The organism is Fundicoccus sp. Sow4_F4, assembly GCF_052116145.1.
In the GTDB taxonomy this organism is placed as follows: Bacteria; Bacillota; Bacilli; order Lactobacillales; family Aerococcaceae; genus Fundicoccus.
In genome coordinates, this window is record NZ_JBQKLQ010000003.1 from 253,769 (window position 1) to 267,153 (window position 13,385).

Consider the following 13,385-nt stretch of genomic DNA (forward strand, 5'->3'; position numbering starts at 1 on the left):
GTCAAAACACTTGAAAGAAGTGAAGACAATAAGCCTATGATTAGTGAAGCATTACTGGATCCAAATGTTTTAGAAATTCACATGGACTTTCCAACACTAGGAAAAGACTTCAAAAAGGTTACTGGAAGTGAGTTAATTTATATGAAAATATACCGCATAGCAGAAATTTTTGAAAAGGACATTAAAGAATTTATGCGAAACATGTCTCTTTTCACGATGATTCTTTTCCCCATTGTGATGAGTTTGGTCTTTAGCAATATCAATGTTGGAAATCGAGACCTTGGCTTATCTTTAGAAATAATTTTAATGATTGTTGGTTTAACCTATTCAGCCATTGCTTATAGTTCAATGGCAATAATGATTGCAGAAGAAAATGAAAAGGACACTTTAAGAGGGCTCGTACAATCACCCGCAACTCTATTAGATATTATTTAGGTAAAAGCTTAGTGGCTTTTCTAATGACCAGTTTGTCATTAGTCATTTCTTTAACGATTGCAGGTGCCTTGTCTGTCTTTTAATTTGCAGCGATCATTGCTGCCGTACTGCTTTTAATCTTCTTCTTGGGTTTAAAGATTGCTGTTGGTTAAACAGTCAAAAGTGTCGTAACAACGGCTGTTTATACGATGCCGATTATGTTTATCTTTGGTATGTCACAGTACATTGAGTTCGTTATTACAGATCCAAATCATCTATCAAGAAAAATATATAATGATCTCCCAATTTATCAATTATACTTATCATTAAAGCTGAGTATGTCCTTCAATCCCTTATCATTTTGCTTGTTTGGTTAGTTCTAGTTCTTACAGTTGTTCTTTACGCTTTTAAAAAACAATCAAAGTATGACAATCAATGATGACATCTAATACATACAATACATTTAAAGGGACGCTTCTATAAAACGTGCGTATTTTCATTAGAAATTCCAAGATAGCTGATCACGTCTTTATTAACGAATAAGCGTTTGCGTCTTATCCTCAACAATTTGAAAAAAATCGCCAAACGTTCAATGAATTCGTATTCATCAATAATCTTTTCATATTTAACTTGTTATTCATTAAGTAACATAGTATAATTCTTAGATGTGAGTAATTAGCTTTTATTAGCTTTTTTCTCCTTGCTCTTCGGAGCCATTAGACCAAAAGGAGGTGCAGTCAATGAGCGAAACAACAAAATATGAAATCTTATACATCATCCGTCCTGATTTAGGCGACGATGCTAAGAAAGAATTAGTGGAACGTTTTGATGGTATTTTAACTTCAAACGGTACTGAAATTGTTGAATCAAAAGACTGGGCGAAAAAACGTTTAGCATACGAAATTAACGATTATAAAGAGGGTATTTACCACTTAATTAATATCGTTGCTACTGATGCTGAAGGAATTAACGAGTTCGATCGTTTAGCCCTTATTAACCGTGATATTTTACGTCACATGATTGTTAAAATCGAAGCTTAATTTGTTTCACGTGAAACACTTTGGAGGAGGAATAGTATTTGAATACGGTACAACTAGTCGGCCGTCTTACAAAAGAAGTTGATTTAAAATTTACTTCATCAGGCACTGCCGTCGGATCGTTTACAATTGCAGTCAATCGTAGTTTTACAAACCAACAAGGTGAACGTGAAGCAGACTTTATTAACTGTGTAATCTGGCGGAAGGCTGCTGAGAACTTAGCAAGCTTTACCCGTAAGGGATCACAAATTGGGATTGAAGGAAGAATTCAAACGCGTAACTATGAGAACCAACAAGGAACTCGTGTGTACGTGACTGAGGTTGTTGTAAATAACTTCCATTTATTGGAGCCTCGTTCTGTTACAGAACAAAGACCCGCAGGAGAACCTTCTTCTTCAGGTCAATCAGGTAATTACACCAATAACCAATCTTCATATCAAAACCAGTCTGGAAACCAAGCTAACCAGAACCAGAATAAAGCTCCGCAAAGCAATCAGAACAACTTTTCATTTAACCAAGATTTTAATCAACAGGCATCTTCCCCATTCATGGAAGATGGTCGTCCAATAGATATTTCTGAGGACGATTTACCGTTTTAAGATAAGATAAAGGAGGAATTATTATGGCTCAACGTCGCGGTGGAAGACGTAGAAAAAAAGTATGTCACTTCTGTGCAAACCATATTGACCATCCTGATTACAAAGACACAACATTATTATCAAGATTTGTTTCCGAAAAAGGTAAAATCTTACCACGTCGTGTAACAGGAACTTGTGCGAAACATCAACGTACATTAACAGCAACAATTAAACGTTCAAGAATTATGGCTCTATTACCATTTACGGTAGCTGAGTAATAGTTTTCGTTAAAGTATCAGTCCATTGGATTGATACTTTTTTTATTATAAACTTCCCTGCTATAGTATGGCAGAGGACTATTTGTTTTCAACAGCGTCACCCTGTTTCTACTTAGGCATAGAGAAATTAAGTAACTTATAGGCAAGTACAAAAACACCTTTCTCTTTTGATTTCAATAAACTCTAAATGGAGATGACGGAGATTCTTTGGATGTGTGTGACGACTGACAGACATAATCGACAAAGTAGTTCTTTAAAGCAGTGATTTCACATAGCTTTCGAGCATTCACGAGAATGGCAACTGATTAATGACTTTTTTCGAGACGCCTATCCCGTATGGCTAAGTGTTCCACTGTTACCAAAAATTTATTTCATCAGTTTAACAGTTGGTAGTTGCTAGTTCCATTTAGAGAAACGAACGTTTTACCTTTGTTAAGGAACCATTCATCAAGCTACATCGCCCTAACTCTTCAATTCAATGGAAAGGGTTTATATCTATTTTATGTATAGGGACGTTTGGATATACGCAATTCTTTTGAATGCATAGGACTGTCGTATGTTCCTTACGTACAACAAGTGGCTCCAATATTCGCTATAATTAGCGACATCACACATACCCTTCTAAGCTGATGAGCACAATTTTTTTCTTACTTGTGCTTGCCTATACTATAACCCGAATGGTAGACTTGGCGGAAGTTAACTTTTCTAACAAAGTGCAAATGGTTTTATTTTCAAGTCAAGACTAATTTTCACGCATCTTTCAATCATCGCTGGAAGCAAATATTAAGCTAAAGAAACAATAATGATAGTGAAATATTCTTGTATGATATTATTTTATCTAAACGTGGTTGCATCGTCCGTCCATCTAAAGAATGTAGACCATCTTTATAAAATGCGATGCCCCCCCATAAAAGAAAAAGTAGCAAGAGTTTTTACATAATCTAACCACTATAAGTAAACCTATCCTTTGATAGAAAGTGATTATTTTACTTTAAAATCGAATGGATCAGAATGATATTGTTCTGGATTATTATTGGTATTCTCTTTGGAGAAAAACTGGATAAAATAATGATCCATTTATTTTATAGTATATCAATTCAATGGATACCCTAAAGAACTTACAGAATGTTTCACGTGAAACACTGTTGGACGTTGGATAGAAATATAGCCCTGTTTATGGTAAAATAAGAGTTAAATCCAGTAGTGAGGTGAAATGTGATAACGAAAGAAAAAATACAAAAGTTTTTCGAAGTATTTCATTCTTTAGAAATTAGTTGGCAATTATATAGTTTAGCTTTCCTTTACTTAGTCATTATGATTATAGCCTTTGTCTTAAAATGGCAAATAGGATTACTATTACTATTGCTTTTAGTAGCCAGCCTAGTTTTCTGTTTGTTTAATATGAATAACTTTTTTAAAGACTTTAATGCAGTTGCAAACCGTCTCTCTAATCTGGCGAAAATAGCACAAGAAGACTCTTTATATCGGTCGCCAATTGCTGTCATTATTTATGATAATAATTATAGAGTAAATTGGGTGAATCCGGCGTTACAACATATTTTTGGAACGAAAGATATTCTTGGAGAACCACTTCAATCTTTAGGTGGAGGTTTTTCTGCTATCATCCAATTAGAATCATCCCAAGAGTGGCGTACATTTGAACTTGAAAAACGTTATTATAAAGTCATGCATCAACCAGATCGACGAGTCATCTATCTATTAGATACAACTGAAGAACATCGTATCCGTGAAAGCAAACAATTTGATCAAATTGTCTTTGGTTATTTATTCTTAGATGACTATGATGAATTAGTGCAGTCAATGGATGACCAGCAAGCAGCTAAATTTGATTCGGATTTACTGAATGATTTAAATGTGTGGACCAATCAACATCATATCTATTTGAAACGTTTAGAAGAAGATAAATTTATTCTATTATTAAATCAATTAGTTTTAAATGGACTAGAGAAAGAGAAATTCAAGACTTTTGAAGCGATTAGAGATAAGAACCATTTGAAGAACATACCAATTTCAATCAGTTTGGGCGTGGCATATTCTCAACAAGAGAACTATCATATTAATGACTTAGCCGCCCAAGCTCAGCTAAACTTAGATTTGGCGCTCGGTCGTGGTGGTGATCAAGTGGTTGTACGCGCAACAGAAGGTAAAGCAAGATTCTATGGAGGTAAAACAAATCCAACGGAAAAACGAACGAATATTCGCTCAAAACTTGTTTACCAAGCGCTTTTAAATTCAATAGAACAAGCTGAAAAGGTGATTATTAGCGGTCATAAGTATCCCGACATGGATGCGATTGGTTCAGCGATAGGCTTGTATAAAATCGTGAAGCAGTACGGTAAAGAGTGTCGAATTATTGTCAATGAAGCAGAATTTAATCATGATATTATCCAGCTCCTAGAATTGCCACAGATTAAGAATGATAAGCATTTGATGTTTGTTAATCTAGCTGAGGCAAAGGAAATGATTACTGATAATACTTTAATTGTCATGGTGGACCATCATAAGCCTTCCTTAAGTGAAGCAGAAGGATTAATTCCCAATCATGATGTCGTTATTATTGATCATCATAGACGGAGCGAAGAATTTCCAAAGCAATCTGTTTTAACGTATATTGAACCTTATGCCTCATCTACATCAGAACTTGTTACAGAGTTCTTTATGTATATGCGTTCGACGATCGAGGCTTTAAATAAGTTTGAAGCGACTGCTATGCTAGCGGGGATTATTGTGGATACCAATAACTTTGCTTTACGTACGGGCTCTAGAACTTTCGATGCAGCGAGTTATCTAAAATCACGTGGTGCCGACACTGCTCAAATTCAACGAATGTTGAAAGAAGATTTAGCGACGGTTAAACGTCGAAATCGATTGATTGAACAGGTAGAGTATTTACCACAAGGTTATGCAGTTGCCTATGGTGATAATGAAGACATTTACGACAATATAACAGCTGCACAATCTGCTGACCAAATGCTCAGCTTAAAAGATGTAGAGGCTTCATTCGTCATCTATCGTCGCTCAGAGCAAACCGTAGGTATTAGTGCAAGAAGTTTAGGGACAATCAATGTACAACTTATAATGGAAAAATTAGGTGGCGGAGGTCATCTGTCAAACGCGGCAGTCCAATTAAATGATATTTCAGTTGAAGAGGCATTTGATTTATTAAAAAGTAAGTTAGATATAACTGAGGAGGAATCTTAATGAAAGTAATTTTACTAAAAGATGTTAAGAAGCAAGGTAAAAAAGGTGATGTTGTTGAAGTGAGTGATGGTTACGGACGAAACTTCCTAATCAAAAATAACTTAGCTAAATTAGCAGACGGATCAGCATTAAGTCAGTTAAACGCTGAAAAGAAAGCTCGTCAAAAAATAGCTGAAGAAGAATTAGAAGAAGCAAAAGCACTGAAAAAAACAATTGAGGATGAAAAAACAGTTGTTAAAATCAAAGCTAAAACTGGAGAAGATGGACGTCTTTTCGGAACAATCCCTTCAAAACAAATTGCTGAGGAATTAAAGAAACAATACAAAATCAAAATTGATCGTCGTAAAATCCAATTAGAAAATAATTTAGCTTCGCTAGGTTTCCACCGAGTGGATGTCAAATTGCACTCAGATGTAACAGCTGTAATAAATGTGAATGTCATATCTGAATAAACAATTTAATTAATTCAACACACTTACTTAGTAAAGACAGTCCAGTAAGTGTGTTGAATTTTTATTTGTCAGTGACAAATTGACTGACAAACTAATCAGACAAACAAAGATAAATGATGTATAATGGAAGATGAATCGTAAAAGCGTTGTATAGTTTTACGAAGCCATTGTACAAGAAAGCGAGGGACATCATTGGAAGTTAATCAATTAGAAAAAGCACTACCATTCAGTATAGAAGCAGAGAAATCAGTCATCGGGGCCTTACTGATTGATTCAATGAAAATGGGTTCAGTCCAAGCCATTTTACAAGAAGACGATTTTTATAAAAGGTCTCATCAAACTATTTATGATGCAATGAATAAAGTTTTTGATAAAAATGGAATTATTGACCCTGTTACTTTAATTAACCAATTAGACTCTTATGATGAATTAGAAAATATTGGTGGCCAAGATTATATTTTAGATTTGGCTTCTTATACGCCGACTTCCGCAAACATTGAGCAGTATGCTTTAATTGTAAAAGAGAAGTCTACCTTACGTCGTTTGATTTCGGCATCAAATACGATCATTACGGATGCCTATGCCGAAGGTGATGAAGTAGATAATATCGTCGATCGAAGTGAAAAGTTAATTCTATCGATTGGTGAGAACAGTCAAAGTAATAAGCCACGTGAAATGAAGGAAATTGTAGCCGAAGCTTTTGAAAAGGTTGTCCAACTATCAGAAGAGAAAAGAGAAATTGTCGGACTACCTACTGGTTATATTGATTTAGATCGAATGACTAGTGGATTCCAACCTGACCAATTGATTATTCTAGCAGCTCGACCATCAGTAGGTAAGACTGCCTTTGCTTTAAACATTGCTCAAAACGTAGGAACTAAATCTAAGGTTCCAGTTGTTATCTTCTCTCTAGAGATGGGAGCGGTTGACCTAGTCTTTCGTATGATTTGTGCTGAAGGTAATATTCATGCATCCAATCTAAGGACCGGACAGTTAACTGAGGAAGAATGGAAGAGCTTTACGGTCGCTACAGACACGTTGAAGGACGCTCCTATCTTCATAGATGACTCCGCTGGTATCAAAGTTTCCGAGATCCGAGCCAAGTGCCGTCGTTTGAAACAAGAGAACCAAGATCTTGGTTTGATCGTGATAGATTACCTGCAATTAATTGAAGGTACTGGCAAAGAAAACCGTCAACAAGAGGTATCTGAAATATCACGACAATTAAAAAAATTAGCTAAAGAACTCTCTTGTCCTATTATCGCTTTGTCACAGCTATCGCGTGGTTTGGAACAAAGACAGAACAAACGTCCTATACTAAGTGATATTCGTGAGTCTGGATCGATAGAACAAGATGCTGATATCGTTGCTTTCCTATACCGTGAGGATTATCACCAGCAAGAAGGTGATGAGGAGGAAAGTCATGATGATGACATGCCGGATAATACTGTAGAAGTAATATTAGCAAAAAACCGTAGTGGTGCTCGTGATACTGTTAAATTATTATTCAAAAAAGAATATAATAAATTTTCTAGTTTATCCTTCGCCCCTGCTCCCCCAATGTAATGAAATTATTGAGATAAATGAGGTAGCTTTATGAGTAAAAATTTAACCGCTCAACAACTTGCTGATGAATTAAATGTAACACGTCAATTGATTTATTATCATGCTAAGAAATTACCTAAAGATAGTAAAACTTATGATGAAGATAATACTTTGGTTTTCACTCCAGATCAACAAGTAATTTTAAAAAGTTATATGACTGATACACTGAAGGAAAAAACCACTCAGAAAAATGAAAAAAATACGACTGAGAAAAAGATTTCATCCCCGGATAAAACACCAGAAAAAGTTGAAGAAATCGATAAAATAGAAGATAACTCAGATGACAAAGCAGCGACAAATGGCGTGTCAAACGATGTGTCAAACAATGTGACAAATGACAAACTAAATGTTGTGGAAGAAGAAAACCAACAAGAAAGTGTCGAGACAAATAGAAGTGTCAAAACAGAAGAAAATCCATCTGAAGCCGAAACAGCTAGTTATGAAAAATCAGTGACTGTAAAAGGCTACATTCAACAAGCTGTAAAAGATCATTTGGAACTGCAAAAGAAAACTGACTCAGAAGAAAGACAAACACTTATAGGTGAGTTGGAAGAAAAAAATTCACAAATTTCTACTTTGCATAAATTATTAGATCAACAACAACAACTTGCTTTAGTTGCTGAGCAAAAACATCAAAAATTATTAGATACTTTAGGTATTGAAGATGAAAAACAACTTAAGGCAATCGTGGATCTAACAACAAATGAAAGTGACAATTCTTCTTCTTCAGTTGATAACAATGAAAAAGATATTTATGACGGTAAAAATTGGTTCCAACGCCTGTTTAAACTATAAGCAATGCAAATTTATTTAGTCTAACCAATTAATTAAGCCAGTAAGCAGATAGACTCTCTATCGTGCTTACTGGCTATTTATCTACGTAGAACAAGCTCTCTTATTTTGCCTTAAAAACTATTATCTGAGGATAGTTAGTAAAGAGGCAAGTTGGGGAAAAGAAAAAGCGTCACTCACCTTTTAAAAGGCTAGCGACGCTTGGATAATTACAAAATGATCAATCGTTCGTTTCGTAACGATTGATTAACCCCAAACAGAGTCAAGGATCATTGTTTGTTTTCTATCAGGACCTACTGAAAGAGTTGCGATTTTTACACCAACTAATTCACTAATGCGACGAACATAATTTTGAGCATTTTGTGGTAACTCTTCGTATGTTTCACAACTAGTGATATCTTCAGACCAACCAGGTAATTCTTCATAAACTGGAATACACTCACCAAGTTGTTTTAAGCTTGCTGGGTAATATTCGATAGTTTCACCAGAACTAGTACGGTAAGCAGTACAGATTTTAACTGTTTCTAAACCACTTAAAACATCAATACTGTTTAGTGATAAATGAGTAATACCTGAAACTCGTTTTGAATGGCGCATTACAACACTATCAAACCAACCAATACGTCTTGGGCGACCTGTAGTTGTTCCGTATTCACGACCCACTTCACGAATTGTATTGCCAACTTCATCGAATAGTTCTGTAGGGAAAGGACCGTCACCTACTCTAGATGTATATGCTTTACACACACCAACAACAGTATCAATTTTAGTAGGGCCCACACCACTACCTATTGTAACGCCACCTGCTACAGGGTTTGAAGATGTTACGAAAGGATAAGTTCCTTGATCGATATCTAACATAACACCTTGAGCCCCTTCGAATAAGACACGTTTACCATTATCGAGTGCATCGTTTAAAATAACTGATGTTTCATCAACATATTTCTCGATTTCTTGACCATAGGCAAAGTACTCTTCGAAAATATCGTCGAATTTCAACGGGCTATGTCCGTATACTTTTTCAATTAGTTTATTTTTTTCTTCTAAATTAATTTTTAAACGTTCTTCAAATATTTCTTTATCTAATAAATCGGCAATTCGGATACCTACTCGGGCAGCTTTATCCATGTATGCTGGTCCGATACCTTTAATTGTCGTTCCAATCTTATTGTCACCTTTTGAATCTTCTTGAAGTTGATCTAAAAGAATGTGATAAGGTAAGATAACATGCGCTCTCGCTGAGATTCGTAGATTGTCGGTAGAAACACCTTCATCTTTTAAGTAATTTAACTCTTTGACGATTGATTTTGGATTGATGACAACACCATTTCCAATAACGCTAATTTTGTCTTGAGCAAATATTCCAGAAGGAATTAAGTGTAACTTGTAAGTTTTACCATCAAACTTAATAGTGTGCCCGGCATTGTCGCCACCTTGATAACGTGCAACAACTTCTGCATTTTCGCTCAGGAAGTCAGTAATTTTCCCCTTACCTTCGTCTCCCCACTGAGTTCCTACAACAACAACTGATGACATATAAACGACTCCTTTATATCCTATTTTAAGAATATGAATTCTAATTCGTACTTTGACTGCATTCTGCAGGGTTAGTAAAAACCTCAACACGGTACACCCTATTATACGCTAAATTCTTTACGATTTCTTTATTAATATAGTGTAGTTTACTAAATGATAGAAATTGATCTGTAAAACGTCACGTTTAGTGATCAGATTTTAACTCATTTATGTTTCAACTTAACATGGCATTTACTCATTTTTATCAAACCATTAGAACTGCAAAGCCTACTCATAGAAAATACTATAAGTGACAAAGATATGCAAGAAACCCAACGGGCAATAAACTTAGTGGAGCCAACTTAAAACAAAAAAACTGACACAGCTAGTTTACTTAACGAGCGTGTCAGTTTTTTATAAGGCTTCAGTTAATTAAAGTAGATTTTAGTAGAAAGCCCAATAATTGAGGCCATCTTCTAAAAATATCCGTTCATCAATTCCTTGGATACTATACATCTTAGAAGGATCATCGTTAGGATCATTCACGTAGACCTTTCCGTCCTCGTATCCCCTTATAACTAGGATATGACCCGTTTCAGTGAAAAAGCCAGGTTCAACAGAGGCAACAATAATCTGGCCTTCTTGAACAGCTTCCATCGCAGTGTAAAAATCACTACCGAAGTTAGTCATGGAATAGCCAAAGTGTTGTGCGAAGTCATAAAAGATTGTCCATGAGGTACCGGCATTATGAACGTAATACGTTTCTTTACTCCAGTCCAAAATATCCTGAGGAAGCACTTCTTTTCCAGAATTATTTGCATGAACCATTGCTAGAGACACAATGGCACAGCCGTTTTCTCCAAGTTGTTGTGAAGTATTAGATCCATATCTTAAATCACGCCACTCAGGATCTTTTTGCAGTAGTAAAGGAACATCAATTTGTTGTATTTCTTGTAAGTTCTCTTCTTGGGCTGGATGTTCTGGTAAAAATAATGCACCTAATTCATCTAATGTTAGATTTGTATCATTAATTGCAGCGAGTATGTCTTTTTGCGCTGTTAATGGATTGTTTTGATATTCAGTTTCAATAATCTTTTGAACCTGTTGTTCAAGTACTGTGTCGGACGGTTGATATTTATTTAATATAGTATTAAAATCTTTTTCTTCAACTTTTACAAGTTCTGTTTGCGAAGAAATATCTACCGAGCTTTCTGATTCAGGACTTGTCAGGATGTTTGAAACGGTTGTGTTATTTTTAAATGAATCTTCAGCAATGATAGCATTATTATGTGCCGTTAAATTACCGAGATGAATGATTAAAAATACACCAACCACAATAAAAATAATTGAAAAAAGTGTTGCGAAATAATTTACTTTTGTTGCTTTAGGCATAACTTGCCTCCTCGTGTCTCAAATATGCATTTGACAATATGCATCGATATTATTCTAGCACATATCTATCTCATTGTACTTAAATTTTGTTTCAAATTAGTGAATATTTCTATAATAATACATACTTGTAATCTGTTTGAGAAGTCTATGCTAAAAGTATTCGTGAATTAGATAAAATTTTAAGCATTATTATAAATAAAAAACGATTCATTGTTAAATAATTCGACAAAGTGCATCAAATCAATTAAAATCGTGTTATATAATGTGACATCAAGTGTGAAAAAAAAGTTGACTATCAGTATCGTGTTTTTTACAATTAAAACAAATTTTAAGGAGTGCGGCCAATGGCAGAAAAAGAGTTTAGAAAATCATTAGCGGTTTTTCCAATAGGAACTGTTATGCAATTGACAGGCTTATCTGCCCGTCAGATACGTTACTATGAGGATTATCAACTGGTTACGCCACAAAGAAGTGACACGAACCGAAGAATGTATTCGTTAAATGACGTTGATCGATTGCTTGAAATCATAGATTTATTAGATGAAGGAATGACATTGAAAGGAATTCAAAAACGTTATTCAAGTCCGCCGATCGAACCAATTGAAGAGGATAAGATTAGATTAACCGATCAAGATGTTCGACGGATTCTGCGTGATGAGTTAGAAATTCAAGGTCGCTTTCACTAATTTAAACGAAATGTGGGGGAAATTATTATATGACAACGAAATGGACTAAAGAAGCAATCATTAAAGATGCACAAAGCAAGAATGTACGTTTTATTCGTTTAATGTTTACGGATATTGCAGGAACAATTAAAAACGTAGAAGTTCCTTTTTCTCAATTAGAAAAAGCGCTTAATGGAAACATGATGTTTGATGGCTCTTCAATTGAAGGATTCGTAAGGATTGAAGAAAGTGACATGTATTTGGTACCTGATTTTGATACTTGGTTAATCTTTAACTGGCACGCAGATGAAGAAGCCGGAAGAATTGCACGCTTAATCTGTGATGTTGAAAATACGGATCGGAAACCATTTCCGGGAGACCCACGTAGTAACTTAAAACGTATGTTAGAAAAAATGCGTAAGTTAGGCTTTACTGATTTTAACTTAGGCCCAGAGCCAGAATTCTTTTTATTCAAATTGGATGAAAAGGGTGAACCAACGATGAGTCTGAATGATAATGGTGGTTACTTTGACTTAGCGCCAACAGACTTAGCTGAAAACTGCCGTCGAGACATTGTGCTTGAATTGGAAGAATTAGGTTTTGAAATTGAAGCCAGTCATCACGAAGTGGCACCCGGACAACATGAAATTGATTGGAAATACTCAGATGCTATCACTGCGTGTGATAACATTCAAACGTTCAAATTAATTGTAAAATCTGTAGCTCGTCGTCATAACTTGCATGCAACTTTTATGCCAAAACCTATTTTTGGAATTAATGGTTCCGGAATGCATTTTAACATGTCCTTATTTAACAAAGACGGAAATGCATTTTATGATGAGTCTACCGATGACCAATTATCACAAACAGCTTTATATTTCATTGGAGGCATGCTGAAGTATGCTCGCTCATTTACAGCTGTTTGCAACCCCACAGTGAATTCATACAAACGACTAGTGCCTGGCTATGAAGCACCTGTTTACGTTGCGTGGAGTGAGCAAAATCGTTCACCACTGATTAGAATTCCTGCGTCAAGAGGAAATTCGACTCGCGTTGAAATACGTAGTGTGGATCCTTCAGCTAACCCTTATCTAGCTTTAGCTGTGTTATTGCAAGCTGGCTTAGAGGGGATTGAAAGAAAATTAACGCCACCTTCATCCGTTGATCGAAATATCTATGCGATGACACGTGAGGAGCGTTTGGCAGAAGGGGTCAACGATTTACCAGGCTCATTACGTGAAGCTTTAAAAGAGTTAAAAAGAGAACCAGTCATCTTAGATGCCTTAGGTCCACATATCGCAGAGAACTTTATCGCAGAAAAAACAATGGAATATTTTGCTTATCAAAGACATGTGACCCAGTGGGAAGTAGATAAATATTTAAAACTTTATTAAACAATAGTATGATGAACCTATCAAGTAAAATTGATAGGTTT

At 35.4% G+C, this 13,385-nt stretch carries 12 protein-coding genes; 10 read left to right on the forward strand and 2 right to left on the reverse strand.

From position 1 onward, the window contains the following. Nucleotides 1-36: 36 nt before the first annotated feature. The 8 genes from ACTQ5J_RS06760 (at nt 37) to ACTQ5J_RS06795 (ending at nt 8,381) form a co-directional block, all read left to right on the forward strand. Nucleotides 37-435 (forward strand): hypothetical protein, encoded by a 399-nt coding sequence (locus ACTQ5J_RS06760; RefSeq protein ID WP_441751728.1) that lies wholly within the window; start codon nt 37-39, stop codon nt 433-435. 719 nt (nt 436-1,154) lie between these two features. Then, a complete protein-coding gene (gene rpsF / locus ACTQ5J_RS06765) occupies nt 1,155-1,454 on the forward strand; it encodes a 30S ribosomal protein S6 (RefSeq protein WP_441751730.1) in 300 nt (99 codons plus the stop codon). 38 nt (nt 1,455-1,492) lie between these two features. Then, nucleotides 1,493-2,050, forward strand: coding sequence for a single-stranded DNA-binding protein (ssb, locus tag ACTQ5J_RS06770; RefSeq protein ID WP_441751732.1), 558 nt, complete (start codon nt 1,493-1,495; stop codon nt 2,048-2,050). A 23-nt stretch (nt 2,051-2,073) separates the two neighbouring features. Next, the gene (rpsR, locus tag ACTQ5J_RS06775) at nt 2,074-2,307 is read left to right on the forward strand and encodes a 30S ribosomal protein S18 (RefSeq protein WP_441751734.1); all 234 of its coding nucleotides are present in this window, start codon (nt 2,074-2,076) and stop codon (nt 2,305-2,307) included. A 1,215-nt stretch (nt 2,308-3,522) separates the two neighbouring features. Beyond that, nucleotides 3,523-5,529: a DHH family phosphoesterase gene (locus tag ACTQ5J_RS06780; protein WP_441751736.1), complete on the forward strand. Its 2,007-nt coding sequence runs from the start codon at nt 3,523-3,525 to the stop codon at nt 5,527-5,529. After that, nucleotides 5,529-5,981, forward strand: coding sequence for a 50S ribosomal protein L9 (gene rplI / locus ACTQ5J_RS06785; RefSeq protein ID WP_441751738.1), 453 nt, complete (start codon nt 5,529-5,531; stop codon nt 5,979-5,981). Before ACTQ5J_RS06780 ends, rplI begins: the two co-directional genes overlap by 1 nt. 192 nt (nt 5,982-6,173) lie before the next feature. Continuing rightward, nucleotides 6,174-7,547, forward strand: a complete 1,374-nt coding sequence (dnaB, locus tag ACTQ5J_RS06790; protein WP_441751739.1) for a replicative DNA helicase — start codon at nt 6,174-6,176, stop codon at nt 7,545-7,547. A 30-nt stretch (nt 7,548-7,577) separates the two neighbouring features. After that, nucleotides 7,578-8,381, forward strand: coding sequence for a hypothetical protein (locus ACTQ5J_RS06795; protein ID WP_441751741.1), 804 nt, complete (start codon nt 7,578-7,580; stop codon nt 8,379-8,381). A gap of 243 nt (nt 8,382-8,624) precedes the next feature. Here ACTQ5J_RS06795 and ACTQ5J_RS06800 read toward each other — a convergent pair whose 3' ends face one another. Both ACTQ5J_RS06800 and ACTQ5J_RS06805 read right to left on the reverse strand, forming a co-directional pair. Continuing rightward, on the reverse strand, nt 8,625-9,914 hold the full coding sequence (locus ACTQ5J_RS06800; RefSeq protein ID WP_441751743.1) for an adenylosuccinate synthase: 1,290 nt from the start codon (nt 9,912-9,914) through the stop codon (nt 8,625-8,627). A gap of 423 nt (nt 9,915-10,337) precedes the next feature. Continuing rightward, the gene (locus tag ACTQ5J_RS06805; protein WP_441751745.1) at nt 10,338-11,285 is read right to left on the reverse strand and encodes a C39 family peptidase; all 948 of its coding nucleotides are present in this window, start codon (nt 11,283-11,285) and stop codon (nt 10,338-10,340) included. 344 nt (nt 11,286-11,629) lie between these two features. Here ACTQ5J_RS06805 and ACTQ5J_RS06810 point away from each other — a divergent pair, with 344 nt between their 5' ends. Continuing rightward, entirely contained in the window at nt 11,630-11,971 is a 342-nt protein-coding gene (locus ACTQ5J_RS06810; protein ID WP_441751747.1) for a MerR family transcriptional regulator, read from the forward strand. 29 nt (nt 11,972-12,000) lie between these two features. After that, the gene (glnA, locus tag ACTQ5J_RS06815) at nt 12,001-13,344 is read left to right on the forward strand and encodes a type I glutamate--ammonia ligase (RefSeq protein ID WP_441751749.1); all 1,344 of its coding nucleotides are present in this window, start codon (nt 12,001-12,003) and stop codon (nt 13,342-13,344) included. Nucleotides 13,345-13,385: the final 41 nt, after the last annotated feature.

What these genes read in the sequence shown, in the direction of transcription:
- ACTQ5J_RS06760 (WP_441751728.1), top strand. Translation starts at nt 37, where the DNA reads ATGATTAGTGAAGCATTACTGGATCCAAATGTTTTAGAAATTCACATG.
- rpsF (WP_441751730.1), top strand. Translation starts at nt 1,155, where the DNA reads ATGAGCGAAACAACAAAATATGAAATCTTATACATCATCCGTCCTGAT.
- rpsR (WP_441751734.1), top strand. Translation starts at nt 2,074, where the DNA reads ATGGCTCAACGTCGCGGTGGAAGACGTAGAAAAAAAGTATGTCACTTC.
- rplI (WP_441751738.1), top strand. Translation starts at nt 5,529, where the DNA reads ATGAAAGTAATTTTACTAAAAGATGTTAAGAAGCAAGGTAAAAAAGGT.
- ACTQ5J_RS06795 (WP_441751741.1), top strand. Translation starts at nt 7,578, where the DNA reads ATGAGTAAAAATTTAACCGCTCAACAACTTGCTGATGAATTAAATGTA.
- ACTQ5J_RS06800 (WP_441751743.1), bottom strand. Translation starts at nt 9,914, where the DNA reads ATGTCATCAGTTGTTGTTGTAGGAACTCAGTGGGGAGACGAAGGTAAG.
- ACTQ5J_RS06805 (WP_441751745.1), bottom strand. Translation starts at nt 11,285, where the DNA reads ATGCCTAAAGCAACAAAAGTAAATTATTTCGCAACACTTTTTTCAATT.
- ACTQ5J_RS06810 (WP_441751747.1), top strand. Translation starts at nt 11,630, where the DNA reads ATGGCAGAAAAAGAGTTTAGAAAATCATTAGCGGTTTTTCCAATAGGA.
- glnA (WP_441751749.1), top strand. Translation starts at nt 12,001, where the DNA reads ATGACAACGAAATGGACTAAAGAAGCAATCATTAAAGATGCACAAAGC.